Below are 23650 nucleotides of genomic sequence, written 5' to 3'. Positions count from 1 at the left end.
ACGTCCTCAGGCAATTACGCCCAGCTGTTTGCCGATGCGGGTAAAGGCTTCCACCGCACGTTCAATTTGTTCAGGCGTATGCGCCGCAGACATCTGGGTGCGGATACGCGCCTGACCTTTTGGCACCACCGGGAAGAAGAACCCGGTGACGTAAATCCCTTCTTTCTGCAGTTCGCGGGCAAATTTCTGCGCGATGACCGCATCGCCCAGCATCACCGGGATGATGGCGTGATCGGCACCGGCCAGGGTGAAACCTGCGGCGCTCATTTTTTCACGGAACAGACGGGCGTTGGACCACAGGCGGTCGCGCAGCTCAGCGCCGGACTCCACCATCTCCAGTACCTTGATGGAGGCGGCAACAATGGCCGGCGCCAGGGAGTTGGAGAACAGATACGGGCGGGAGCGCTGGCGCAGCCACTCGACCACCTCTTTACGCGCGGCGGTATAGCCGCCGGACGCGCCGCCGAGCGCTTTGCCCAGCGTACCGGTGATGATGTCCACGCGGCCCATCACGTCACAGTATTCGTGGGAACCGCGGCCGTTTTCGCCGACAAAGCCGACCGCGTGTGAGTCATCGACCATCACCAGCGCGTCGTATTTATCCGCCAGGTCGCACACGCCCTTCAGGTTGGCGATCACGCCGTCCATGGAGAATACGCCGTCGGTGGCGATCAGCACGTGGCGAGCACCCGCTTCACGGGCCTCTTTCAGGCGCGCTTCCAGCTCGACCATGTCGTTGTTGGCGTAGCGGAAACGCTTCGCTTTACACAGGCGTACGCCGTCTATGATGGAGGCGTGGTTCAGGGCGTCGGAGATAATCGCATCTTCTGCGCCAAGCAGGGTCTCAAACAGACCGCCGTTGGCGTCGAAGCAGGAGGAGTACAGAATCGCGTCTTCCATTCCGAGGAAGCTCGCCAGCTTTTGCTCAAGCTGCTTGTGGCTGTCCTGCGTACCGCAGATAAAGCGTACGGAGGCCATGCCGAAACCGTGGGTGTCCATGCCGTTTTTTGCAGCGGCAATCAGCTCAGGGTGATTCGCAAGACCTAAGTAGTTGTTCGCACAAAAGTTGATCACATGGCTGCCGTCGGCAACGGTGATGTCCGCCTGCTGGGCAGACGTGATAATACGCTCTTCCTTGAACAACCCTTCCGCACGTGCGGTGTCGAGGTCGCTGTTTAACTGTTTGTAAAAATCACCACGCATTGCAATTCTCCAGACTCGGCAAATTTCGGGACATATTACCCAAACCTATAGTTCATGACGAGATGACACGTCATCTCTTGTCGTTTTTGCAGCATAAATCACGCGTACCCCTGCGCTGTGAAGGTGAATGGCTGAAGGGCAGCCATACTAATGATATGATAGAGACATTAGCGTCCGGGATTGTCCCCGGGCTCCACACTTCAAAGGTTACAGTTATGATCATCGTTACCGGCGGCGCGGGCTTTATCGGCAGCAATATTGTTAAGGCTCTCAATGACAAAGGCATCACCGACATCCTGGTGGTTGACAACCTGAAAGACGGCACCAAGTTCGTCAACCTGGTGGATCTGAACATCGCTGACTACATGGATAAAGAAGACTTCCTTATCCAGATTATGGCAGGCGAAGAGTTCGGCGAGATCGAAGCCATCTTCCACGAAGGTGCGTGTTCTTCCACCACCGAGTGGGACGGCAAGTACATGATGGACAATAACTATCAGTACTCCAAAGAGATCCTGCACTACTGCCTGGAGCGTGAAATTCCGTTCCTGTATGCCTCCTCCGCGGCAACCTACGGCGGCCGCACCTCGGACTTTATCGAATCCCGCGAGTATGAACAGCCGCTGAACGTCTACGGTTACTCCAAATTCCTGTTCGACGAGTACGTGCGTCAGGTGCTGCCAGAAGCGAACTCGCAGATCGTCGGCTTCCGTTACTTCAACGTCTACGGACCGCGCGAAGGTCACAAAGGCAGCATGGCGAGCGTGGCGTTCCACCTGAACACCCAGCTGAATAACGGCGAAAGCCCGAAACTGTTCGAAGGCAGCGACGGCTTTAAGCGCGACTTCGTTTACGTGGGCGACGTTGCCGCAGTGAACCTGTGGTTCTGGGAAAACGGCGTATCCGGCATCTTCAACCTGGGTACCGGCCGCGCGGAGTCCTTCCAGGCGGTGGCTGACGCAACGCTGGCGTATCACAAAAAAGGCAGCATCGAGTACATTCCGTTCCCTGACAAGCTGAAAGGCCGTTATCAGGCGTTCACCCAGGCTGACCTGACCAACCTGCGCGCCGCAGGCTACGACAAGCCGTTCAAGACCGTTGCCGAAGGCGTAACGGAATATATGGCCTGGCTGAACCGCGACGCATAAGTATGAAGATTCTGGTGATCGGCCCGTCATGGGTGGGCGACATGATGATGTCGCAAAGTCTCTATCGCACGCTCAAGGCGCGTTATCCCCAGGCGATAATCGACGTGATGGCACCCGCGTGGTGCCGTCCGCTGTTGTCGCGTATGCCGGAAGTGAACGAGGCGATCCCGATGCCGCTTGGCCACGGGGCGCTGGAAATCGGCAAACGCCGGAAGCTCGGTCATAGCCTGCGCGAGAAGCGCTACGATCGCGCGTATGTCCTGCCAAACTCCTTTAAATCCGCCCTTGTGCCTTTCTTTGCGGGCGTCCCACATCGCACCGGCTGGCGCGGTGAAATGCGCTACGGCCTGCTGAACGATGCGCGGGTGCTGGATAAAGAGGCCTGGCCGCTGATGGTGGAGCGCTATGTGGCGCTGGCCTACGACAAAGGCGTGATGCGCAGTGCGAAAGACCTGCCGCAGCCGCTGCTCTGGCCACAGCTTCAGGTTAACGACGGTGAAAAATCCCAGACCTGTAACGCGTTTGGTCTATCGTCTGAACGCCCGATCATTGGCTTCTGCCCCGGCGCCGAGTTCGGCCCGGCAAAACGCTGGCCGCACTACCACTATGCGGAGCTGGCGAAACAGCTGATTGACGAAGGCTACCAGATTGTCCTGTTCGGTTCGGCAAAGGACCACGAGGCAGGCAACGAAATTCTCGCGACGCTCAGTAATGAACAGCAGGCCTGGTGCCGCAACCTAGCGGGAGAAACGCAGCTTGAACAGGCGGTTATTCTGATTGCCGCCTGTGAGGCCGTGGTCAGCAACGATTCGGGCCTGATGCACGTCGCCGCCGCGCTCAACCGCCCGCTGGTGGCGCTGTATGGCCCAAGTAGCCCGGACTTCACGCCCCCGCTTTCTCATAAAGCGCGCGTCATCCGCCTGATCACCGGCTATCACAAAGTACGCAAGGGCGATACCGCAGAAGGCTACCATCAGAGCCTGATCGACATTACGCCAGAGCGCGTTCTCGAAGAGCTTAACGAACTGCTGTTGAGCGAAGAAGGATAACGAATGCGGGTACTGATCGTTAAAACCTCTTCGATGGGCGATGTTCTGCATACGCTCCCGTCACTGACGGACGCGATGCGTGCCGTTCCCGGCATTCGTTTTGACTGGGTGGTGGAGGAAGGCTTCGCGCAGATCCCCACCTGGCATGAATCGGTTGACCGCGTGATCCCGGTGGCGATCCGCCGCTGGCGCAAAGCGTGGTTCTCCGCGCCGATTAAAGCCGAACGCAAAACCTTCCGTGAGGCGGTGCAGGCGCAGCGATACGACGCTATCATCGATGCTCAGGGGCTGGTGAAAAGCGCCGCGCTGGTGACGCGTCTGGCACATGGCGTAAAGCACGGCATGGACTGGCATACCGCCCGCGAACCGCTGGCGAGCCTGTTCTATAACCGTCGCCACCACATCGCAAAGCAACAGCATGCCGTAGAACGTACCCGCGAGCTGTTTGCAAAAAGCCTGGGCTATGCGAAACCGGAAACCCAGGGCGACTACGCCATTGCGCAGCACTTTTTGCGCAATACAGATCCCTGTGCTCAGCCTTATCTTGTCTTCCTGCATGCCACAACGCGCGACGATAAACACTGGCCGGAAACGCACTGGCGAAGCCTGATTGAACTAATGCAACCTACCGGCATCCATATTAAACTGCCCTGGGGCGCTGAACATGAGCGGCAGCGTGCAGAGCGTCTGGCAGCAGGTTTTTCACACGTCGAGGTATTGCCGAAACTCACGCTGGCGCAGGTTGCCGCGCAGCTGGCGGGAGCGAATGCTGTTGTTTCCGTTGATACAGGTTTAAGCCATTTAACCGCGGCGCTGGATCGTCCGAATATTACGATTTTTGGTCCGACCGATCCCGGATTGATCGGGGGTTACGGTAAAAACCAGCATCAGATGGTCAGCCCGACCCAGCAAACGAAGGATATCAGCGCAGATGCTATTTTTTCATTTTTACAGGGCAGCCGTTGGCTTTCCAACAGGGATATCTAACGCATGAGTTACGTATTTCTGCTGATTTTACTCTTTCCGGTGAAGCTTATCCGGAAGCTGTTCCGCAAAGAGACAGGTAAAAACCTGGTCATTCAGACAGCAAAAATCGGCGATTTTGTTAATGCAACGCCCCTTCTGGCATACCTGCAAAAAAGCGACGTGCTCATCAGTCGTAGCGTGGGTGCGCTGGCGAAGCATGATGAGACGATCGATGAGATTTTTTTTATCGAGCAGCATAAGCGTAACCTGTGGCGAAAGCTGGTCTTTGCCTGCTGGATCATGAACCGCTATGACAATGTCTATCTTCTGCAACCTAACAGCGTGAACCTCTTTTTCGCCTCCGCGTGTAACGCTAAAAACAAACAGTTTTTAAGCACATACACGCGCAGATGGTATCACGGTATTTTCTATGCAACGGCAGACGGTACTGTTGAACACGGTAAGAAGACTCTTTCAGTCACGAACTATCTCAAACTGGCCGATCGCACCTTAACCTGGCAAGACTCGCCAAAGCACGCCACAAAGCCACTTTTCAAACCTGCGACCTATCCGGCAATCCTCGATAAACCCGGCGTGATCCGCATTGGTATCAGCGTAGCCGCCGGGAATAAAGCGAAAACCGTTCCGCCGGTCATCTGGAAGCAAATTGCCGATCGTCTCGCCGACCTGCCCTGCGAATTTTATGTGTTTGGCGCCCCAAATGAACAATCGTGGATGGATGATATCACCCGCGCTTACGGTGAACTGCCCAACTTTATTAACCTGATTGGCAAAATCTCGCTTGAAGAGCTGCCGTGGGCCATTTCTAAAATGGATTGCTATATCGCGTCTGACTCGGGGAATGTCTATATTGCTGATGCTGTTGATGTACCAGTGGTATTGCTGTTTGGGCCTTGTTGTCACTATGAACAACGTCCGCTGGGCAACGTATTGCTGATTGGTAATGATGACAACATTTGCTCATATGTTTTTGAAACACGATATTACTTCTCACAGAGCCGGGAAGAACTCTTCGCTGTAACAGACGAAGCGCTACGTGAACTCAAACACTTCATTTGCGAGTTACCCACAATTAATACAGACGCATACTCCTTTGATGCTCAGGGAAACTAATTATTATGGCTTTTCTAAGCATCATTATTGCCGCGCATAACGCCAAAGATACGCTTCACACTACGCTAGAAAGCCTGCAAAACGCGATTGAGGGTGCGGGGGATGATGTAGAGATCATTATCTTTAACGACAGTTCAAACGACTCAACGCAGGATATTATTGAAGCGTGGCTGCCAATGCTTCCGAATGCGCAATCCCGATACGTCGAGTACCGTAACGTAGGCCATGTTCGAAACAGTGCCCTCTCGCTGGCCACAGGTGAATACATTACCATGCTGGATAGCGATGACCGGATGAAACCGGGCAGCATCAGGGACGCGGTGGCGTTTCTCAAATCAGAGCGCCCTGATATGCTCCTGACGCGCCTGCTGGAAATTCGCGACACCAAAAAAATGACAGCCGACTGGCAGGGGTTCTCTCCTGTTGCTTTGTCACAACATGAGGCAATAAAGCGGTTCCTGCAGCACAAAGATTTTCAGGCACATCTCATCGGGCAATTCATTCATCGGGAATTGTATGTGAATAACCCGATTCCTTCGATGGTCTGCTATGAAGATTTTGCCGTGTTTCCCGGCATGCTGATGCAATCGAGTAAAATAGTCTATCAGCGTCAGGGACATTATTATTACATCAAACGTAACGACAGTTTGTCGAGCCGTCTCGACGCCAGTAAAATCGCTACGCTGGTTGATTGCACATTACAAATGGAAGAAACATTCCCTCGTTCTTTTAAGCATCTTGTTAATTGTCACTGGTTTGATATCTACAGAAACCACCGGCAGCATCTGACTGACCTGCAACTCAAACTGGTTAAACAGCGGGTCAATGCACTTTATTCTCTCTCTTTCTTCTTTACCAGAGATGTACGTTTCAGCTACAAAAAAAGGGTCATTGAGGCATTATGGAAAAAGTAAAACTGCGGCTTTATCAGCTGACGCTGATTTTGAGCCTTATTTCGCTTGCGCTGGCGCTGCTGAGTTCAGGTAAGCAGCGAGAGTTTTTCTATATTGCGATTTATGCCAGCATTATCGGCTTAGCGTGCGAATATAAAAAAATCACAATGCGTCCTTTTTCTATCGCATTGCCGATTTTATTGATCGGCCTGCTTAATCTTGGCTGGTATCTGGTGTATGAATATCATAGCGAAGGTCTGAACGTTTATAGCGATTATCTCGGTGCAAGTAAAAAATTAATTCTGGCAAGTATTCTCATTTTTTATCTTGACCGGTTTAAGTCTTATATTGATAAAGCATCCTTCCAGAAATATTTTTTATACGCCTCTGGTGCAGGGTTTATACTCGCCACTGGCTATGGCTTATGGCAGGCTTCACAGGGTATGGGGCGTATCGAGATGGCCATAAACCGTGCGACCGTGTCGGCCTATGTTTATTCTGTATTGTCACTGGCGTTTGTATACAGCCTTTATCTAGAGAAAAATATCAAACTGTATGTAGCCGCAGGACTCATCATCTTAATATCTTATTTCGTCATTCTTCTAACGGGCACCCGTGCCGCAATGGGGTTATATCTACTCCTGGCGATTGTACTCACGCTTTATCACTTCAGAAGAATCCACCTTAAATCTACGCTGATTTTCTTATGTATTGTGGCGGGTATTGTTATCGTTAGCTACAAGCCATTAATCTTACCTAAGATACAACAAACACAAGCTGAAGTTGAAAGTTATCAGAAAGGCTATGATGCAACCTCACTCGGCGCACGTTTTTCTATGTGGAGTGTTGGCATTCAAAACGGGCTGGCCCATCCTTTAGGGCAGTCAGTTGAAGACCGAGAAATATGGACACAGCAATATGTGAAAAATGGGCACCCACACCTCGCGGCTGCACTCGAGTTTATCAGGGTGCATCTGCACAATGAGTTTATTGAAAAATATTCTCTGCAGGGGATCCCAGGGCTGGCGATATTAGTGTTTTTCTATATATCGATGATCGTTTACGCCCTTAAAAACAGAAATGGCCTGCTGCTGACGACCATGCTTCTTTTATTACTCTATGGCCTGACTGACGTCATACTGTTGAGTTCTGAGGCTTTAATCTTCTTTGTCACCGTGTTTGCGCTGAGTACCCCTTTTTCGCAAACCAGGCAACGCTAATGATAATGCCCGCCTGGCGGGCATTATTTTTTCTTGTATTGATAAAACTCCGCCAGCGTCATCCCTACCGTCTTATCGGATAACCAGCTAAAGAGCGTTTCTAAATCCTGATACAACCCTTCAATCGCCGCCTCATCTTTAAACGTCGGGCTTCCGCCAGGCATAAATTCCGACGAATGAAGCATAAACTCCACGTACTCACTTCCCTGCGACAGGCTTTGCTGTGCGACCTGAATCATTTGCGCCGCATTCCCACCGGACGGTCTTAGCCAGTTCACAGAGGGAGAGCGGTATTTACCGCGAAGCCTGTCGTAACCCTGTTTGATCGTGTTCAACCACGCCGGGTGTTTATACTGAATGCTCATCGGCACTTCGAGTAATGGGCTATGGCCTGCCCGGGAAATATTGTCTAAATCCATGAAATAGGCGTGGTCGGGGAAATGCTGATAATCCGTTCCGCCATTACCCTGTGGGGCGCCTTTCGCATTGCGCCAGTTCACGCGTGGCGTCACGGAGCAATCCACCTGGTAGCCCAGTTCAACGAGCAATTTTGCGTAGCGACTGTCAAATGCCCAACGTCCGGCACGGTGGCTTAACATTTTGGTCTGGAAGGTCTCTTCCAGCAGGCGTGTCATGAACAGCACTTTTTCGCGCATCACCTCATCCGAAAATTCAACCAGATAAGGCTGCCATCGCCAGTCATCGCCCGTGAGATCGTGCTCCGGCGGGCTATTCCATGCGTGAAGGTGCATTCCCACCTCCCCCTGACCGCGGGCGATTGCGTCCCTGGCGAATTCGATGAAAACGGGTTCGATCGCCATCTCGTAATTGGTCAGCCACACGGGCTTAAAGCCGAAACGCTCACAAAGCGCCTGGAAACGCGCCAGATAACGCGCATTTTCCGTTTTAATGACGCGGTGATTTTGCCAGAGATTATCGCCCTCAGTATCAATTGTGATGATAAACGCTGGTTTGTTCATAATGAGTCCGCAAGACAGGAAAGTTAGCGCTATGTTACGCACTCTCCAAAGCATGAGTAAACCCTTCCAGGGAAATTACTGAGATTATGGAGAAAGAGTGCAAGTCGCTATCAGGTCTATTAGAATTGCCATCAGTACAACGCCGATAAGATGATGATGAATAACTTACCTGACACACCTGATTTGCGCATTTTACTTATCAAACTCCGCCATCATGGCGACATGTTGCTGACCACTCCCGTCATTGATTCGCTACGTCAAAAATGGCCGCAGGCGCAGATTGATGTCCTGCTGTATGAAGAAACGCGCGATATGCTCGCCGCGCATCCGGCGATCGGTACAATTTATGGAATCGATCGTAAATGGAAACAGCTTGGCACGCTCAAGCATCTTCAAAAAGAGTGGCAGTTGCTGCGTGCGTTAAGAAATCAGCATTATCATCTGGTGATTAACTTGGCCGATCAATGGCGTAGCGCGATCGTCACCCGTTTCACCGGTGCACCCGTTCGCCTCGGATTCGCGTTTAACAAACGCAACAGTGCATTCTGGCGTTTTTGTCACACCGATCTGGTCTCTGTCGACGGCCACAAATCCCTGCATACGGTCGAACAGAATCTTTCCATTTTGGCGCCATTACCGGTCGCGCCGCAGCCTGCCGTCACCATGGCTTACACCGCAGAAGACTGGCATCATGCCCGCCAAAAGCTGACGCAGACGGCCGTGGGCGACAGCTATATCGTGATCCAGCCGACGTCCCGCTGGTTCTTTAAATGCTGGAGCGAAGACAAAATGGCGCAAACCATTACTGCACTGCAGCAGGATGGTCATACGGTTGTGCTCACCGCGGGGCCGGATAAAAAAGAGCTGGCGATGATCGATCGCATTCTCGCCGCCTCGCCGAAGACGGGAGTCGTCTCGCTGGCGGGCCAGCTAACGTTGCGCCAGCTGGCCTCACTCATCGATCATGCGCGTCTTTTTATCGGCGTTGACTCCGTTCCAATGCATATGGCCGCCGCGCTGCAAACACCCTGCGTGGCGCTGTTTGGTCCTTCTAAACTCACGTTTTGGTCTCCATGGCAAGTCAACGGTGAAGTCATCTGGGCCGGCGATTACGGCCCTTTACCCGATCCGGATGCCATTGATACCAAAACGAAAGAACGCTATCTCGACGCCATTCCCGTTGATGCTGTCGTCTCCGCCGCAAGGAGATATCTGTCATGAAACACCATCGTCTGGCCATTGTTCGACAAAAGTATCGCCCTGATGGCGGAGCGGAACGCTTCGTTTCGCGCGCTCTCACCGCGCTGAGCAATCAGAACCTTGAGCTCAACGTCATCACGCGTGAGTGGCAGGGAGAGAAGCAAGACGACTGGCATATCCATATTTGCAACCCTCAAAAATGGGGCCGCATCAGTCGAGAGCGCGGATTTGCACAGGCCGCGCGCGCGCTGTGGCAGCAACAGCAGTTTGATATTGTTCAAAGCCATGAGCGCATCCCGGGTTGTGATATCTATCGCGCGGGTGATGGGGTGCATCGTCGCTGGCTGCTTCAGCGCGCGCGCATTTTACCTGCCTGGCGTGCGCAAATGCTGATGTATGACCGCTATCACCGCTACGTGATGCGTGCGGAACGGGAAATGTATCAGGCGCCTGAGTTGAAAGCCGTAATCTGTAATGCGGAGATGATCAAACGCGAAATCGTTGAAGACTTTGATATTGACGCAAATAAAATTCATGTGATTTATAATTCTATTGATTCCAGCCGCTTCGTTCCGGCCCAGGAGGCACAGCGTGCGATGCTGCGCCAGCAATTTGGTTTGCCAGCCGATGCCGTTGTGTTCTGTTTTGTTGGCTCAGGGTTTGAACGAAAAGGATTAGCCAGCGCCATACGCGCTATCGCTGGAACATCAGCCTGGCTGATTGTGGTTGGGCAAGATAAAGCAGAGCGTCGTTATCGCGACCTCGCCCGTTCGTTAGGCTGCGAGGGGCAAATCCGTTTCCTGGGGGTGCAAAAAGAAACTCTGCCTTTTTATCAGCTATCCGATGGTTTACTGTTGCCAACGCTGTATGATCCCTTTCCTAACGTCATTCTTGAAGCGATGGCCTGCGGCTTGCCCGTCATTACTTCAGAGAGTTGCGGTGGTGCAGAGTTTATTCAACAAGGCCAGAACGGATTTTATTGTGACGCACTTGATATCAGTACATTGAAGGAAGCGGTAGCCGCCATTCCTTCACTGGAAAAAAATAACAATATGGGACGAGCGGCACGTGAACGTGTAAAAGACGCCACTCCCGAAAAACTATCAAGTCAGCTTATTACGCTTTATCAAAAATTACTGGATTAAAAATGCGCATCCTAATGATTATTGATGGTTTACCCGGTGGAGGAGCTGAAAAAACGGTTCTTACACTCTCCCGTGGATTAATAGAAATGGGACATCAGGTCTCTCTATTCTCTCTGCGGAAAGTGTGCGACTACGCCATCCCGGAAGGCATCGATTATCGGGTTGTTCAGGACACATGTAAAAAACCGTGGCGAAAGCTGACGGAAATCCCACGCCGCGCCCAACTGCTGGATCAGGCGATTGAGCGAGCTGAGCGCAGCGGCAAATTTGATGTGGTGTTCTCTCACCTGCACAAAACCGACCGCATTGTGTCGCACTGCCGCGCGCTGGAACGTGATAAAGTCTGGTTCTGCGTGCACGGCATGTTCTCGTTTTCCTATCTTCGCCATCGCAGCGGACTTTCGCGCTGGTTTAAACATCTTAAAATCCGTCATACCTACGAAAACCGCAACGTTGTCGCCGTCTCAGGCGCCGTGTTGACAGATCTTTCCGAAACGCTGGCGCTCAATCTTCGACGCAAAGCGGTTATCCATAATCCTTTCGATATTCCTGAAATTCAGCGTCTGGCGGATGCGCCCTTCGAGATGCAGGGAAAGGATTACATTATTCATGTTGGCCGCTTCCATGAGCACAAACGCCACGACCGACTCTTACGTGCGTTCGCCCTGAGTAAAATTGACACCACGCTGGTCATGATGGGTAATGGATCTGACGTTCAAATTCAAAAACTCAAGCAGCTTGCTGCCGAGCTGGGTATTGAAAACAAAACGGTTTTCCGCCCGTTCGAGTCCAATCCCTATCCCTGGATTAAAGGGGCACGCCTTTTAGTGTTAAGTTCTGACTGCGAAGGTTTTGGTAATGTGCTGGTCGAAGCCATTATCTGCCAGACGCCACCGGTCAGTACAAATTGCCCCGGAGGCCCTGCCGAAATCCTCACCGGCGCTTTAGCGCGCGGGCTGGCAGAGTTAAATGACGAGTCACTGGCAAAAACGCTGGCGGATATTTATACCGCCCCGCCGGTCGTTGGCGATACAACCATCGCGTCGTTCGGTATCAATGCCATTTGCCAGCAATATGTTGCTCTGGTCGACAATCAAAAATAATCAGGTTTCTTATGCAAAATTCAGCCCCATTGTTAAGCGTGGTGGTTGCCGTTTATAACGGTGAAGCTTTCCTGGATCAGTTCTTTACCTGCCTTGTCAATCAACGCATCGACAGCATGGAAGTCATCATTGTCAATGACGGCTCTACTGACCGCTCGATGGAGATCGTCGAAAACTGGCGAGAAAAACTGCCGCAGCTGCAGGTCATAGAACAGCAAAACCAGGGCGTATCCATCGCGCGTAACACCGGTCTGGCCGTTGCGACGGGTCAATATCTCTCTTTCCCGGATATTGATGATGTCTTTAAACCCGGCATGTACCAGCGCCTGCTGGATATGGCCGTCACGCAGGATCTGGATGTCGCCACCTGTAACGGGAACTACGTCTGGGAGAATAACAAGAAACCCTCGCGCCCGATCTTCCCTGAAGACAAACTGGCTTCGACTGGGGTCATGGCTGGCCCTGCGTGGTTAAAAATGGCGCTGGACTCTCGTAAATTCCTTCACGTCACCTGGCTGAACATCTATCGCCACGACTTTATCCGTAAACACAATTTCCATTTCGAACCCGGCCTGCGCCATCAGGATATTCCGTGGACCACCGAAGTGCTGCTCGCGGCAGAGCGGGTTCAGTACACCAGTGAACGTTATTACGACTACTACATTCACTCTGCATCGGTGTCCCATATGCCGGACAATGACGACACGCTGATTCGTTCCGCGCGTCACTACATGAAAATCCTGCAGATGCTCGATGCCATCAATCAGCGCTACCCGGATAAAGTTAAAGGGATCCCTGCATGCCACTGGCAAATTGCCAAAGAGGGGCTGGGCATTATTCACACCTTCGACAACATGAAGGATGAGAAGAAGAAATCAATGATTATTAAAGAGTTCTTCGAAACAGGCATCTGGAAACTCATCTGGAAAAGTGCAAAAAGTCCGCGTCTGCGCTGGCGGCTGGGTCGACGTTATTTCCGTTTGAAACGGTATCTGGCATAAGAGATAGCTTTACCTGGCCTAAATGCTTAGAATTTGCCCGCCGAAACTAAAAAAACGGATAATCGCTTGGAATTGTTGTATACCGCTCTGCTCTACATCATTCAGCCACTGGTGTGGCTGAGACTGTTGCTTCGTAGCCGGAAAGCGCCTGCGTATCGTAAACGCTGGGCTGAACGCTATGGCTTCTGCCGCAATAAAGTCGTACCGGACGGTATTTTGCTGCATTCCGTTTCTGTCGGTGAAACGCTGGCGGCGATCCCGCTGGTTCGCGCCCTGCGTCACCGCTACCCTTCGCTGCCAATCACCGTCACGACGATGACGCCAACCGGCTCGGAGCGCGCGTTATCCGCTTTCGGTAAAGACGTGCAGCACGTCTATCTGCCTTACGATCTGCCCTGCGCCATGAATCGTTTCCTGAATACCGTTCGCCCGAAGCTGGTGATCGTGATGGAAACCGAACTGTGGCCGAATATGATTTCCGCCCTGCATGCCCGTAAAATCCCGCTGGTCATTGCCAACGCCCGCCTTTCAGAGCGCTCGGCGAAAGGTTACGGCAAGCTGGGTAAGTTTATGCGCCGCCTGCTGAGCAAAATTACGCTGATTGCCGCGCAGAACGAAGAGGATGCGGCACGCTTTATCGCGCTGGGCCTGAAACGCAACCAGCTTGCGGTAACGGGCAGCCTGAAATTTGATATTTCCGTTACCCCGGAACTCGCCGCCCGTGCGATCACGCTGCGTCGCCAGTGGGCCCCGCGTCGTCAGGTCTGGATTGCCACCAGTACTCATGATGGCGAAGAAGAGATCATTCTGCAGGCTCACCGCAAGCTGCTGGAAAAATTCCCTGATTTACTGCTGATCCTCGTGCCTCGCCATCCGGAGCGTTTTAAAGATGCCCGTGAAATGGTCCAGAAAGGCGGATTCAGCTTCACGCTGCGCAGCAGCGGTGAAATTCCTTCCGGCAGCACCCAGGTGGTGATTGGCGATACGATGGGCGAGCTGATGCTGCTGTACGGAATCGCTGACCTCGCGTTTGTCGGTGGCAGCCTGGTCGAGCGCGGCGGTCATAACCCGCTGGAGCCGGCAGCCCACGCCATTCCGGTACTGATGGGACCACACACGTTTAACTTCAAAGATATCTGCGCGAAATTACAGCAGGCCGATGGTTTAATTACCGTGACCGATGCGGATTCGGTGGTTAAAGAGGTATCGACCCTTCTGACTGACGAAGATTATCGCCTGTGGTACGGGCGTCATGCCGTCGAAGTGCTGCACCAGAACCAGGGCGCGCTGACCCGACTGCTGCAGCTTCTGCAACCTTATCTGCCCCAGCGGAGCCACTGATGTCAACGCGCCTGTCGGTCGTCATGATCGCCAAAAACGCCGCCGACCTGCTTCCGGATTGCCTGGCGTCGGTTGCCTGGGCTGACGAGATAGTCATTCTCGACTCCGGAAGTACAGACAACACGGTGGACGTTGCCCGGGCAGCGGGCGCAAAAGTCTTTGTCGACGCTGACTGGCAGGGCTATGGCATCCAGCGCCAGCGCGCGCAGGGGTATGCCACAGGTGATTATGTCCTGATGCTCGACACCGACGAACGCATCACGCCTGAGCTTCAGCAGGCCATTCAGGCGGTGATTTCCTCGCCCCAGCCTGGCGCCGTATACAGCATTGCCCGCCGCAACTACTTCCTTGGCCGTTTTATGCGCCACAGCGGCTGGTATCCTGACCGCGTGATGCGCCTCTACGAGCGCGAGCGGTATCAATACAACGACAATCTGGTGCATGAATCCCTGAGCTGCGATAGCGCCCAGGTCATTCCCCTGACGGGCGATTTGCTGCACCTGACCTGTCGTGATTTCGCGAGCTTCCAGCGTAAACAGCTCAACTATGCCACCGCATGGGCTCAGGAGCGTCACCAGCGCGGCAAGAAGGCCTCGCTGACGGGTATCTTCACCCACACGCTGGGCGCGTTCCTGAAAACGCTGCTGCTGCGTGGTGGCGTGCTGGACGGTAAGCAGGGCTGGTTACTCGCGGTAGTGAATGCCCAGTATACTTTCAACAAATACACCGAGCTGTGGGCGCTCTGCCGCGGCTACTCAGAGAAAACGTGAGCCATGAGCACAAAAGCGATTTATCCGGGTACCTTCGATCCGATCACCAACGGTCATCTTGATATCATCACCCGTGCGGCGTGCATGTTCGACAAGGTGATCCTGGCCATTGCCGCCAGCCCCAGCAAAAAGCCGATGTTTGACCTCAACGAGCGGGTACAGCTCGCCACCGATGCCATTTCGCACCTGCCGAATGTTGAGGTGGTCGGGTTTAGCGACCTGATGGCTAACTTCGCCCGCGCTCAGCAGGCAAACATTCTTATCCGTGGTTTACGCGCGGTGGCAGACTTCGAGTATGAGATGCAGCTGGCGCACATGAACCGCCACCTGATGCCGGAGCTGGAGAGCGTGTTCCTGATGCCCTCCAAAGAGTGGTCGTTTATCTCTTCCACGCTGGTAAAAGAGGTGGCGCGTCATCACGGCGATGTCACCCATTTCCTGCCGACGAACGTCCACCAGGCATTGATGGAAAAGCTAAAGTAGCCTTATTTCTGGCACTGACGGCAGTAGAACGTGGCGCGCTGGGCGTGCTTCGTGGCAATCACTGGCGTGCCGCAGACTCTGCACGGTTCGCCTTTACGGCCATACACCTGCAGCTCCTGGGCAAAATAGCCCGGCTTGCCGTCACTTTGCAGGAAGTCCTTCAACGTTGTCCCGCCCTGCTCAATCGAGCGAAGTAATACGGCTTTAATCACCCGGACCAGCAGCTCGCACTCCTGCGCCGACAGCGAAGAGGCCAGCCGATCGGGATGGATCCCCGCCGCAAACAGCGATTCGCTGGCGTAGATATTCCCCACGCCGACCACCAGCTTGTTATCCATCAGCCAGGGCTTAATCGGGCTTTTCTTCTTCGCACACTTCGCCTTGAGGTATTCTGCGTTAAACGCGTCTGAGAGCGGCTCCGGGCCCAGATGCGCCAGCACGTTATGCCCTTCCAGCTCCTTCGTCCACAGCCACGCGCCAAAGCGCCGTGGGTCGGTGTAACGGAGCACTTTGCCGTTGCTCATCACCAGATCGACGTGGTCGTGCTTTTCCGCAGGCAGTTCTTCGGTAAGAATGCGCAGGCTCCCGGACATCCCCAGGTGGATAATAATCCAGCCGTCGGGCAGTTCCAGCAGCAGGTATTTCGCGCGACGCTGTACGCTAAGGACGGGTTTATCGCTCAGGGCATGGATCTCATCGGACACCGGCCAGCGCAGACGTCCATTGCGGACCACCGCGTGAAGAATCGTCGCGCCGACCAGATGGGGCTCAATGCCGCGACGGCTGGTTTCTACCTCAGGTAATTCAGGCATGGTTCCTCCGTTGAGATGCAGAATGCAAAAAACCCCGCAGTTGCGGGGTTTTTCGATACAAGGAGACTAAAATTATTTGATTTTAGCTTCTTTGTACAGTACGTGCTGGCGTACAACTGGATCGAATTTTTTCAGTTCCAGTTTTTCCGGCTTAGTACGTTTGTTCTTCGTGGTGGTGTAGAAGTGACCTGTACCAGCAGAAGAAACCAGCTTGATTTTCTCGCGAATACCTTTAGCCATGATTTATTTCCTCTTTAAGTACTTAGTACTTTTCGCCACGGGCACGCAGTTCGGACAGAACTGTATCGATGCCTTTCTTATCGATTACACGCATACCTTTAGCAGATACGCGCAGGGTGACAAAACGCTTCTCGCTCTCAACCCAGAAACGGTGAGAGTGCAGGTTCGGCAGGAAACGGCGTTTAGTCGCGTTCAGTGCGTGGGAACGGTTGTTACCGGTCACCGGACGCTTGCCAGTAACTTGGCAGACTCGGGACATGTCTATTCTCCAAAAATCAAATTAGCTCGAGCTTCGTATGGGGTATCGGCGCCTCGTCAGGCTTTACAGCCCGGTCATCGCATAGTTCTAAGTGAACTCTCGATTGCCAGGCCCAAATGCCAAACCCGAGATTCTCAAAGGTGGCGTAGTATACGCTGACTCGGCGGTGTGCTCAAGTCCCGAACAGACAAAGATCCCGATGGATCGCGAGAAATAGCCTAAATCCAGCCATGTTCTGCGAAAGAAATGTACTCACCGCGGCCAATTATTAGATGGTCCAGCACACGAATGTCCATGAATTGACAGCATTTGATAATGCGTTCGGTGATTTCTTTGTCCGCTCTGCTCGGTTCTGCACAGCCAGAGGGGTGATTATGCGCGAGGATCACGCCCGCTGCATTCACTTTTATCGCTTCCCGCACAATTTCACGCGGATGCACCTCAACGTGACTCAATGTGCCCGCAAAGAGACAGCTATGTTTCAGCACCCGATTTCTGTTATCGACAAAGATCACCATAAAGATCTCGCGTTCGATATCGGTTAACTGGCTTTGCAGGAATTCGCGCGTCATCGCGGGCGTCAGGATCGGATCTTCCTTCTCCATGCGGACATTGTAAAAACGGCGGGCAAGTTCAGCAATGCCCCTCAGCTGGGCATATTTCGCCACGCCAATTCCCTCAACGTGCTTAAACTGCGCCAGATCGGCGGTCAATAAACCGTACAGCGAACCGAAATGTGCTATCAGCTCTTTTGCCAGCGTAAATACCGTTTTTCCGGGCGTTCCGGTACGTAAAAAGAGCGCCAGCAGTTCATCGTCTTTTAACAGGGTGACGCCATAGCGCAGCAGTTTTTCGCGCGGCAGCAGCTCCTCATCCTCTTCTTCCATGCTCTTTCTCCCCTTTTTAACCTCATGCTGCCACAGGCCAATCCGTCGCTCGACAGCCACATTGCGTTCTTGCGTAGCGCCTCGCAAAGTGGACGAAGGACAAAATCACCCCGCTTTGGGGATTGTGATAAAATGCCCGCTCTCTGGTGAAACCCAACAGGAAAGAATCATGATGAGCCTGGCCGGTAAAAAAATCGTTCTTGGCGTGAGCGGCGGCATTGCTGCTTATAAAGCGCCGGAGCTGGTGCGTCGTCTGCGCGAGCGCGGAGCTGACGTGCGGGTCGCGATAACCGAAGGCGGTAAAGCCTTTATCACTCCCCTGAGCCTGCAGGCCGTTTCAGGATACCCGGTATCTGACAGCCTGCTCGATCCGGCCGCCGAAGCCGCGATGGGCCATATTGAGCTGGGAAAATGGGCAGACCTGGTTATCCTCGCTCCCGCCACGGCTGATTTAATCGCTCGGGTGGCAGCCGGTATGGCAAACGACCTGGTCTCCACCATTTGTCTGGCCACCCCTGCGCCTGTTGCCGTCGTTCCTGCCATGAACCAGCAGATGTACCGTAACGCGGCCACCCAGCACAATCTGGAGACGCTGGCCTCACGCGGCCTGCTTATCTGGGGTCCGGACAGCGGCAGCCAGGCCTGCGGCGACGTTGGCCCGGGCCGCATGCTTGACCCGCTGACGATTGTTGATATGGCCGCAGCCCATTTTTCGCCTGTCAACGATCTGCAACATCTCAACATCATGATTACCGCGGGCCCCACGCGCGAGCCGCTGGATCCGGTGCGCTACATCACCAACCACAGCTCCGGCAAAATGGGCTTTGCGATTGCCGCCGCCGCCGCAAGGCGTGGCGCGAACGTCACGCTGGTGAGCGGCCCGGTATCGCTGCCTACCCCTGCGTTTGTGAAACGAATTGACGTGACCACCGCGCTGGAGATGGAAGCCGCCGTGCAGGCACATGCGCAAAGCCAGCAGATTTTTATCGGCTGTGCGGCCGTCGCAGACTATCGTGCCGAGACGATCGCCGAGGCTAAAATTAAAAAGCAAGGCGATGAATTAACACTAAAAATGGTGAAAAACCCGGACATTGTTGCCGGCGTCGCCGCACTAAAAAGCCATCGTCCATACGTTGTTGGGTTTGCCGCAGAAACGAATAATGTGGAAGAATATGCCCGGCAAAAACGTACCCGCAAAAACCTCGATTTGATTTGCGCGAACGACGTATCGCTGGCCACACAAGGATTTAACAGCGACAGCAACGCACTGCACCTTTTCTGGCAGGATGGAGATAAAGTCTTACCGCTTGAGCGCAAGGAACTCCTGGGCCAACAATTACTGGACGAGATCGTTACCCGTTATGATGAAAAAAATCGACGTTAAGATTCTGGACCCGCGTGTTGGCGAGCAATTCCCGCTGCCAACCTATGCCACCTCCGGCTCTGCCGGTCTTGACCTGCGCGCCTGTCTCGATGACGCCGTAGAACTGGCTCCGGGTGCCACTACCCTGGTTCCAACTGGCCTGGCAATTCACATTGCTGACCCGTCTCTGGCAGCAGTGATCCTGCCGCGTTCTGGTCTGGGCCATAAGCACGGCGTTGTGCTGGGTAACCTGGTCGGCCTGATCGACTCCGACTACCAGGGTCAGCTGATGGTCTCCGTCTGGAACCGCGGTCAGGACAGCTTCACCATTGAACCTGGCGAACGTATCGCCCAGATGGTCTTTGTACCGGTGGTACAGGCAGAATTTAACCTGGTGGCAGACTTTGACGCCACCGACCGTGGCGAAGGCGGCTTCGGCCATTCCGGGCGCAAATAACGGCCCGAAAGACACGTATCTCACAGCGTCATAATGCAATAACAAACCGCAAACGCCCGTTTGCGGTCGCTGTGTGGATGCCAGCCTGGCAAGTGCTTATTTTCAGGGGTATTTTGTAACATGGCAGAAAAACAAACCGCGAAAAGGAATCGTCGCGAAGAAATACTTCAATCTCTGGCTCTGATGCTTGAATCCAGCGATGGCAGTCAACGCATCACCACCGCTAAACTGGCCGCCTCTGTAGGCGTGTCTGAGGCGGCGCTGTACCGTCATTTCCCGAGCAAGACCCGGATGTTTGACAGCCTGATCGAGTTTATTGAAGACAGCCTGATCACGCGCATCAACCTGATTCTGAAAGACGAAAAAGACACGACCGCGCGTCTGCGTCTGATTGTGCTGTTAATCCTGGGCTTCGGTGAACGCAATCCGGGCTTAACCCGTATCCTCACCGGCCACGCGCTGATGTTTGAACAGGACAGACTGCAGGGCCGCATAAACCAGCTTTTCGAGCGTATTGAAGCGCAGCTGCGCCAGGTACTGCGCGAAAAGAAAATGCGTGAAGGCGAAGGTTATACCATCGATGAGACGCTGCTGGCGAGCCAGATCCTGGCGTTTTGTGAAGGGATGCTCTCCCGCTTTGTGCGCAGCGAGTTCAAATACCGTCCAACGGACGATTTTGACGCCCGCTGGCCGTTAGTGGCTGCTCAGTTGCAGTAATCCGTAAGCCCGGTAAGCGTAGCGCCACCGGGCAATTTAATTACACCCCGAACTCTTCCCGGTACGCACGTACCGCCGCCAGATGGTCCGCCATCTCAGGCTTCTCTTCCAGATACGCAATCAGGTCTTTCAGGGTAATAATCGACGTCACTTTGCAGCTGTAATCGCGTTCGACTTCCTGAATAGCGGAAATTTCACCGCGACCACGCTCCTGACGATCCAGAGAAATCAGCACGCCAGCAAGCGTCGCACCGTTGGCCTGAATAATCTCCATCGATTCACGGATCGCCGTACCCGCGGTAATCACGTCATCGACCAGCATGACGCGACCCTGCAGCGCGCTGCCGACCAGATTCCCGCCTTCGCCATGGGTTTTAGCTTCTTTGCGGTTAAAGCAGTACGGCACGTCGCGGTCATGGTGTTCCGCCAGCGCCACCGCGGTGGTGGTCGCAATCGGAATACCTTTATAGGCCGGGCCAAACAGCAGATCAAAATCAATCCCGGAATCCACCAGCGCTTCAGCATAGAAACGGCCTAACAGTGCCAGATCGCGCCCGGTATTAAACAGCCCGGCGTTGAAGAAATAGGGACTCTTACGCCCGGATTTCAGCGTAAATTCGCCAAACTTAAGTACCTGCTTGTTAAGCGCAAACTCAATAAACTGGCGCTGATACGATTTCATGGATTCGCTCCTTTGGTTTTTCTGTCTTACAGGCAAAAAAAAGGCGACTCATTGGTCGCCTTTAAAATCAATTTTCTAACGCCGCTTTCTGCGTCGTTACAATGGATTCGATTCCCCCTCGGGCCAACGCCAGCAGGGAGAGAAGCTCTTCGTGGGTGAACGGCTCGCCTTCCGCCGTGCCCTGCACCTCAATGATGCGACCGTCTTCGGTCATCACCACGTTCATGTCGGTTTCGGCTGCGGAATCTTCAACGTATTCCAGATCGCAAAGCGCTTCGCCGTTAACGATACCGACAGAAACCGCCGCAACCATGCCTTTCATTGGGTTGGTTTTCAGCTTACCGGCAGCAACCAGCTTGTTCAGGGCATCGGCCAGCGCTACGCAGGCACCGGTAATGGACGCGGTACGCGTGCCACCGTCAGCCTGAATCACGTCGCAGTCCAGCGTGATGGTGAATTCGCCGAGGATTTTCAGGTCAACGGCGGCGCGCAGCGCACGCGCGATCAGACGCTGAATCTCCATGGTACGGCCGCCCTGCTTACCCTTTGCCGCTTCACGGGCATTACGGGTATGGGTCGCACGCGGCAGCATGCCGTATTCTGCGGTGATCCAACCCTGGCCCTGACCTTTCAGGAAGCGCGGAACGCCTTCTTCGATGGAGGCGGTGCACAGCACTTTAGTGTCACCAAACTCAACCAGCACGGAGCCTTCAGCGTGTTTTGTATAGTTACGGGTCAGGGTGACGGGACGCACCTGGTTGGCGCTACGACCTGATGGACGCATGATGGATTCTCCGGCTTGAAACGAATGTGGCTGCGCATTATACGGATAAAGGACGCTTATTCCTATCCTGAGAAGCCCCCGAAAGCTATAATCCCCCCATCTCTCCTTTAAAAACGGGAATGTCTATGATCCGCAGTATGACCGCCTACGCCCGGCGTGAAATCAAGGGTAGCTGGGGTAGCGCCACATGGGAAATGCGCTCGGTAAACCAGCGTTACCTGGAAACGTATTTCCGTATGCCGGAGCAGTTCCGCAGCCTTGAGCCTGTCGTACGTGAACGTATCCGTACGCGTCTGACGCGCGGAAAAGTGGAATGTAACCTGCGCTTTGAGCCTGATGCGAGCGCACAGGGCGAGCTCATCCTCAACGAAAAACTGGCAAAACAGCTCGTGAATGCGGCGAACTGGGTCAAAATGCAGAGCGATGAAGGCGAAATCAACCCGGTTGATATTCTGCGCTGGCCTGGCGTCATGGCCGCCGGTGAGCAGGATCTGGACGCCATTGCCGCTGAAATCCTGGCAGCTCTCGACGGCACGCTGGACGACTTTATCATTGCCCGCGAAACCGAAGGCCAGGCGCTGAAAGCGATGATTGAGCAGCGTCTTGAAGGCGTGAGCACCGAAGTAGCGAAAGTCCGCACCCATATGCCAGAAGTGCTGCAATGGCAGCGCGAGCGCCTTGTCGCCAAACTGGAAGAAGCGGAAGTTCAGCTGGAAAACACCCGTCTGGAACAAGAACTGGTGCTGATGGCGCAGCGTATCGATGTCGCTGAAGAGCTGGACCGTCTGGAAGCGCACGTTAAAGAAACCTACAACATTCTGAAGAAAAAAGAAGCTGTGGGCCGCCGTCTGGACTTTATGATGCAGGAGTTCAACCGCGAGTCGAACACCCTGGCGTCTAAGTCGATCAATGCAGAAGTGACGAATTCAGCGATTGAGCTGAAAGTGCTGATTGAACAGATGCGCGAGCAGATCCAGAACATCGAGTAATGCTTTTCGGGTGGTGTCGACAGCACCACCCATTACTATTTCTAATCCATCTTAACGCCCATTTTGTCGATTTATCGCCTTTCATCAAGCTTTCTCTATAGAACTTGATAAAAATTTATAGGGCAAACTGGCTCGCCTTAGAAAATCTCAATCGTGATCTTGCGCACAAATCGCTAACCTCCCCCGCGTTCACACCGGAGGGTATATGCTGCTTCACATCCTTTATCTCATTGGCATCACCGCAGAAGCCATGACCGGCGCGCTTGCCGCCGGACGTCGTCGTATGGATACCTTCGGCGTGATCATTATTGCTACGGCGACCGCGCTGGGCGGCGGTTCCGTGCGCGATATTCTGCTTGGCCATTACCCGCTCGGCTGGGTTAAACACCCTGAATACGTGATTATCGTGGCAACAGCCGCCGTGTTAACCACCATAGTGGCGCCCGTTATGCCCCATCTTCGCCGCCTGTTCCTGGTGCTTGATGCGCTGGGGCTGATTGTATTTTCGATCATCGGCGCGCAAATCGCGCTCGATATGGGGGAAGGACCGGTTATCGCCACCATCGCCGCCGTGGTCACGGGCGTATTCGGCGGCGTGCTGCGCGATATGTTCTGCAAACGCATCCCCCTGGTCTTTCAAAAAGAGCTGTATGCCGGCATCTCCTTTGCGGCAGCGGTGCTTTATATCGCTCTGCAGCATTACGTTTCTAACCATGACGTGGTGGTCATCTCGACGCTGCTGTTTGGCTTTACGGCCCGCATGCTGGCGCTGCGTCTGAAGCTCGGACTGCCCGTTTTTCATTACAAACACAGCACCCACTAGC

General features: G+C 53.8%; 26 protein-coding genes. 18 read left to right on the top strand and 8 right to left on the bottom strand.

Going from position 1 to position 23650, the window contains the following annotated elements; genetic code table 11:
* Positions 1-6 precede the first annotated feature (6 nt).
* Positions 7-1203 (bottom strand): glycine C-acetyltransferase, encoded by a 1197-nt coding sequence (kbl, locus tag UR289_RS18505; protein ID WP_214580244.1) that lies wholly within the window; start codon positions 1201-1203, stop codon positions 7-9.
* Between the two features lie 215 nt (positions 1204-1418).
* Between kbl and rfaD the strand changes: the two genes are divergently transcribed.
* The 6 genes from rfaD to UR289_RS18475 are packed head-to-tail and all read left to right on the top strand — an operon-like array spanning position 1419 to position 7613.
* Positions 1419-2351 carry an ADP-glyceromanno-heptose 6-epimerase gene (gene rfaD / locus UR289_RS18500; protein ID WP_008502707.1) on the top strand — a complete coding sequence of 311 codons (933 nt, stop codon included), beginning with the start codon at positions 1419-1421 and terminating at the stop codon, positions 2349-2351.
* Positions 2352-2353: 2 nt separating this feature from the next.
* Positions 2354-3400: an ADP-heptose--LPS heptosyltransferase RfaF gene (rfaF, locus tag UR289_RS18495; protein WP_320711221.1), complete on the top strand. Its 1047-nt coding sequence runs from the start codon at positions 2354-2356 to the stop codon at positions 3398-3400.
* Positions 3401-3403: 3 nt separating this feature from the next.
* Complete coding sequence (rfaC, locus tag UR289_RS18490; protein ID WP_167819025.1) at positions 3404-4387, top strand: lipopolysaccharide heptosyltransferase RfaC; 984 nt, start codon at positions 3404-3406, stop codon at positions 4385-4387.
* Between the two features lie 3 nt (positions 4388-4390).
* The gene (locus tag UR289_RS18485) at positions 4391-5500 is read left to right on the top strand and encodes a glycosyltransferase family 9 protein (protein ID WP_320711219.1); all 1110 of its coding nucleotides are present in this window, start codon (positions 4391-4393) and stop codon (positions 5498-5500) included.
* 5 nt (positions 5501-5505) lie between these two features.
* Positions 5506-6414 carry a glycosyltransferase family 2 protein gene (locus tag UR289_RS18480; RefSeq protein WP_143346354.1) on the top strand — a complete coding sequence of 303 codons (909 nt, stop codon included), beginning with the start codon at positions 5506-5508 and terminating at the stop codon, positions 6412-6414.
* Positions 6402-7613 (top strand): O-antigen ligase family protein, encoded by a 1212-nt coding sequence (locus UR289_RS18475; protein ID WP_320711217.1) that lies wholly within the window; start codon positions 6402-6404, stop codon positions 7611-7613. Before UR289_RS18480 ends, UR289_RS18475 begins: the two co-directional genes overlap by 13 nt.
* 23 nt (positions 7614-7636) lie before the next feature.
* Here UR289_RS18475 and UR289_RS18470 read toward each other — a convergent pair whose 3' ends face one another.
* Positions 7637-8593 carry a polysaccharide deacetylase family protein gene (locus UR289_RS18470; RefSeq protein WP_094935082.1) on the bottom strand — a complete coding sequence of 319 codons (957 nt, stop codon included), beginning with the start codon at positions 8591-8593 and terminating at the stop codon, positions 7637-7639.
* A gap of 150 nt (positions 8594-8743) precedes the next feature.
* On the opposite strand from UR289_RS18470, the gene rfaQ reads away from it, so the two are divergent.
* From rfaQ to coaD, 7 genes are all read left to right on the top strand, one after another.
* Positions 8744-9814: a putative lipopolysaccharide heptosyltransferase III gene (gene rfaQ, locus UR289_RS18465; protein WP_072196584.1), complete on the top strand. Its 1071-nt coding sequence runs from the start codon at positions 8744-8746 to the stop codon at positions 9812-9814.
* A complete protein-coding gene (locus UR289_RS18460; RefSeq protein WP_033147040.1) occupies positions 9811-10938 on the top strand; it encodes a glycosyltransferase family 4 protein in 1128 nt (375 codons plus the stop codon). Before rfaQ ends, UR289_RS18460 begins: the two co-directional genes overlap by 4 nt.
* A 2-nt stretch (positions 10939-10940) precedes the next feature.
* Positions 10941-12041 (top strand): glycosyltransferase, encoded by a 1101-nt coding sequence (locus tag UR289_RS18455; RefSeq protein WP_033147041.1) that lies wholly within the window; start codon positions 10941-10943, stop codon positions 12039-12041.
* Positions 12042-12052: 11 nt separating this feature from the next.
* The gene (locus UR289_RS18450) at positions 12053-13042 is read left to right on the top strand and encodes a glycosyltransferase (RefSeq protein WP_033147042.1); all 990 of its coding nucleotides are present in this window, start codon (positions 12053-12055) and stop codon (positions 13040-13042) included.
* A gap of 66 nt (positions 13043-13108) precedes the next feature.
* Complete coding sequence (gene waaA, locus UR289_RS18445; RefSeq protein WP_032661923.1) at positions 13109-14383, top strand: lipid IV(A) 3-deoxy-D-manno-octulosonic acid transferase; 1275 nt, start codon at positions 13109-13111, stop codon at positions 14381-14383.
* Entirely contained in the window at positions 14383-15153 is a 771-nt protein-coding gene (locus UR289_RS18440) for a glycosyltransferase family 2 protein (protein ID WP_045887674.1), read from the top strand. The genes waaA and UR289_RS18440 overlap by 1 nt, the downstream gene beginning before the upstream one ends.
* A gap of 3 nt (positions 15154-15156) precedes the next feature.
* Positions 15157-15636 (top strand): pantetheine-phosphate adenylyltransferase, encoded by a 480-nt coding sequence (gene coaD, locus UR289_RS18435; RefSeq protein WP_023334018.1) that lies wholly within the window; start codon positions 15157-15159, stop codon positions 15634-15636.
* A gap of 2 nt (positions 15637-15638) precedes the next feature.
* Here coaD and mutM read toward each other — a convergent pair whose 3' ends face one another.
* The 4 genes from mutM to radC all read right to left on the bottom strand — a co-directional run bounded on the left by mutM (position 15639) and on the right by radC (position 17834).
* Complete coding sequence (gene mutM / locus UR289_RS18430) at positions 15639-16448, bottom strand: bifunctional DNA-formamidopyrimidine glycosylase/DNA-(apurinic or apyrimidinic site) lyase (protein ID WP_023309890.1); 810 nt, start codon at positions 16446-16448, stop codon at positions 15639-15641.
* 72 nt (positions 16449-16520) lie between these two features.
* Positions 16521-16688 carry a 50S ribosomal protein L33 gene (gene rpmG / locus UR289_RS18425; protein WP_003024094.1) on the bottom strand — a complete coding sequence of 56 codons (168 nt, stop codon included), beginning with the start codon at positions 16686-16688 and terminating at the stop codon, positions 16521-16523.
* A gap of 22 nt (positions 16689-16710) precedes the next feature.
* Positions 16711-16947 (bottom strand): 50S ribosomal protein L28, encoded by a 237-nt coding sequence (rpmB, locus tag UR289_RS18420; protein ID WP_002436699.1) that lies wholly within the window; start codon positions 16945-16947, stop codon positions 16711-16713.
* 218 nt (positions 16948-17165) lie between these two features.
* A complete protein-coding gene (gene radC / locus UR289_RS18415) occupies positions 17166-17834 on the bottom strand; it encodes a RadC family protein (RefSeq protein ID WP_033147044.1) in 669 nt (222 codons plus the stop codon).
* A 172-nt stretch (positions 17835-18006) separates the two neighbouring features.
* Here radC and coaBC point away from each other — a divergent pair, with 172 nt between their 5' ends.
* From coaBC to slmA, 3 genes are all read left to right on the top strand, one after another.
* Positions 18007-19218, top strand: coding sequence for a bifunctional phosphopantothenoylcysteine decarboxylase/phosphopantothenate--cysteine ligase CoaBC (gene coaBC, locus UR289_RS18410; RefSeq protein ID WP_087823747.1), 1212 nt, complete (start codon positions 18007-18009; stop codon positions 19216-19218).
* Positions 19196-19654, top strand: a complete 459-nt coding sequence (dut, locus tag UR289_RS18405; RefSeq protein WP_008502691.1) for a dUTP diphosphatase — start codon at positions 19196-19198, stop codon at positions 19652-19654. The genes coaBC and dut overlap by 23 nt, the downstream gene beginning before the upstream one ends.
* A gap of 120 nt (positions 19655-19774) precedes the next feature.
* Positions 19775-20371 carry a nucleoid occlusion factor SlmA gene (gene slmA / locus UR289_RS18400; RefSeq protein WP_010426428.1) on the top strand — a complete coding sequence of 199 codons (597 nt, stop codon included), beginning with the start codon at positions 19775-19777 and terminating at the stop codon, positions 20369-20371.
* 40 nt (positions 20372-20411) lie between these two features.
* Here slmA and pyrE read toward each other — a convergent pair whose 3' ends face one another.
* Together pyrE and rph are read right to left on the bottom strand one after the other, a co-directional pair.
* Complete coding sequence (gene pyrE, locus UR289_RS18395) at positions 20412-21053, bottom strand: orotate phosphoribosyltransferase (protein ID WP_010426430.1); 642 nt, start codon at positions 21051-21053, stop codon at positions 20412-20414.
* 67 nt (positions 21054-21120) lie between these two features.
* Positions 21121-21837, bottom strand: a complete 717-nt coding sequence (gene rph, locus UR289_RS18390) for a ribonuclease PH (RefSeq protein ID WP_010426431.1) — start codon at positions 21835-21837, stop codon at positions 21121-21123.
* Positions 21838-21962: 125 nt separating this feature from the next.
* Here rph and UR289_RS18385 point away from each other — a divergent pair, with 125 nt between their 5' ends.
* Positions 21963-22826 carry a YicC/YloC family endoribonuclease gene (locus UR289_RS18385; protein WP_048975620.1) on the top strand — a complete coding sequence of 288 codons (864 nt, stop codon included), beginning with the start codon at positions 21963-21965 and terminating at the stop codon, positions 22824-22826.
* A 205-nt stretch (positions 22827-23031) separates the two neighbouring features.
* A complete protein-coding gene (locus UR289_RS18380; RefSeq protein ID WP_048980250.1) occupies positions 23032-23649 on the top strand; it encodes a trimeric intracellular cation channel family protein in 618 nt (205 codons plus the stop codon).
* The last annotated feature ends 1 nt before the right edge of the window (position 23650 follow it).

This window comes from Enterobacter sp. 302C9, assembly GCF_034106085.1.
Taxonomy (GTDB): domain Bacteria; phylum Pseudomonadota; class Gammaproteobacteria; order Enterobacterales; family Enterobacteriaceae; genus Enterobacter; species Enterobacter asburiae_B.
Note: the sequence above shows the minus strand (reverse complement) of the source record. Positions and strands in the feature narration are given on the sequence as shown.

Bases quoted from the DNA above. Each gene is read 5' to 3' on its own strand.
- kbl (WP_214580244.1), bottom strand. From the start codon at position 1,203: ATGCGTGGTGATTTTTACAAACAGTTAAACAGCGACCTCGACACCGCA.
- rfaD (WP_008502707.1), top strand. From the start codon at position 1,419: ATGATCATCGTTACCGGCGGCGCGGGCTTTATCGGCAGCAATATTGTT.
- rfaF (WP_320711221.1), top strand. From the start codon at position 2,354: ATGAAGATTCTGGTGATCGGCCCGTCATGGGTGGGCGACATGATGATG.
- rfaC (WP_167819025.1), top strand. From the start codon at position 3,404: ATGCGGGTACTGATCGTTAAAACCTCTTCGATGGGCGATGTTCTGCAT.
- UR289_RS18485 (WP_320711219.1), top strand. From the start codon at position 4,391: ATGAGTTACGTATTTCTGCTGATTTTACTCTTTCCGGTGAAGCTTATC.
- UR289_RS18480 (WP_143346354.1), top strand. From the start codon at position 5,506: ATGGCTTTTCTAAGCATCATTATTGCCGCGCATAACGCCAAAGATACG.
- UR289_RS18475 (WP_320711217.1), top strand. From the start codon at position 6,402: ATGGAAAAAGTAAAACTGCGGCTTTATCAGCTGACGCTGATTTTGAGC.
- UR289_RS18470 (WP_094935082.1), bottom strand. From the start codon at position 8,593: ATGAACAAACCAGCGTTTATCATCACAATTGATACTGAGGGCGATAAT.
- rfaQ (WP_072196584.1), top strand. From the start codon at position 8,744: ATGATGATGAATAACTTACCTGACACACCTGATTTGCGCATTTTACTT.
- UR289_RS18460 (WP_033147040.1), top strand. From the start codon at position 9,811: ATGAAACACCATCGTCTGGCCATTGTTCGACAAAAGTATCGCCCTGAT.
- UR289_RS18455 (WP_033147041.1), top strand. From the start codon at position 10,941: ATGCGCATCCTAATGATTATTGATGGTTTACCCGGTGGAGGAGCTGAA.
- UR289_RS18450 (WP_033147042.1), top strand. From the start codon at position 12,053: ATGCAAAATTCAGCCCCATTGTTAAGCGTGGTGGTTGCCGTTTATAAC.
- UR289_RS18440 (WP_045887674.1), top strand. From the start codon at position 14,383: ATGTCAACGCGCCTGTCGGTCGTCATGATCGCCAAAAACGCCGCCGAC.
- coaD (WP_023334018.1), top strand. From the start codon at position 15,157: ATGAGCACAAAAGCGATTTATCCGGGTACCTTCGATCCGATCACCAAC.
- mutM (WP_023309890.1), bottom strand. From the start codon at position 16,448: ATGCCTGAATTACCTGAGGTAGAAACCAGCCGTCGCGGCATTGAGCCC.
- rpmG (WP_003024094.1), bottom strand. From the start codon at position 16,688: ATGGCTAAAGGTATTCGCGAGAAAATCAAGCTGGTTTCTTCTGCTGGT.
- rpmB (WP_002436699.1), bottom strand. From the start codon at position 16,947: ATGTCCCGAGTCTGCCAAGTTACTGGCAAGCGTCCGGTGACCGGTAAC.
- radC (WP_033147044.1), bottom strand. From the start codon at position 17,834: ATGGAAGAAGAGGATGAGGAGCTGCTGCCGCGCGAAAAACTGCTGCGC.
- coaBC (WP_087823747.1), top strand. From the start codon at position 18,007: ATGAGCCTGGCCGGTAAAAAAATCGTTCTTGGCGTGAGCGGCGGCATT.
- dut (WP_008502691.1), top strand. From the start codon at position 19,196: ATGATGAAAAAAATCGACGTTAAGATTCTGGACCCGCGTGTTGGCGAG.
- slmA (WP_010426428.1), top strand. From the start codon at position 19,775: ATGGCAGAAAAACAAACCGCGAAAAGGAATCGTCGCGAAGAAATACTT.
- pyrE (WP_010426430.1), bottom strand. From the start codon at position 21,053: ATGAAATCGTATCAGCGCCAGTTTATTGAGTTTGCGCTTAACAAGCAG.
- rph (WP_010426431.1), bottom strand. From the start codon at position 21,837: ATGCGTCCATCAGGTCGTAGCGCCAACCAGGTGCGTCCCGTCACCCTG.
- UR289_RS18385 (WP_048975620.1), top strand. From the start codon at position 21,963: ATGATCCGCAGTATGACCGCCTACGCCCGGCGTGAAATCAAGGGTAGC.
- UR289_RS18380 (WP_048980250.1), top strand. From the start codon at position 23,032: ATGCTGCTTCACATCCTTTATCTCATTGGCATCACCGCAGAAGCCATG.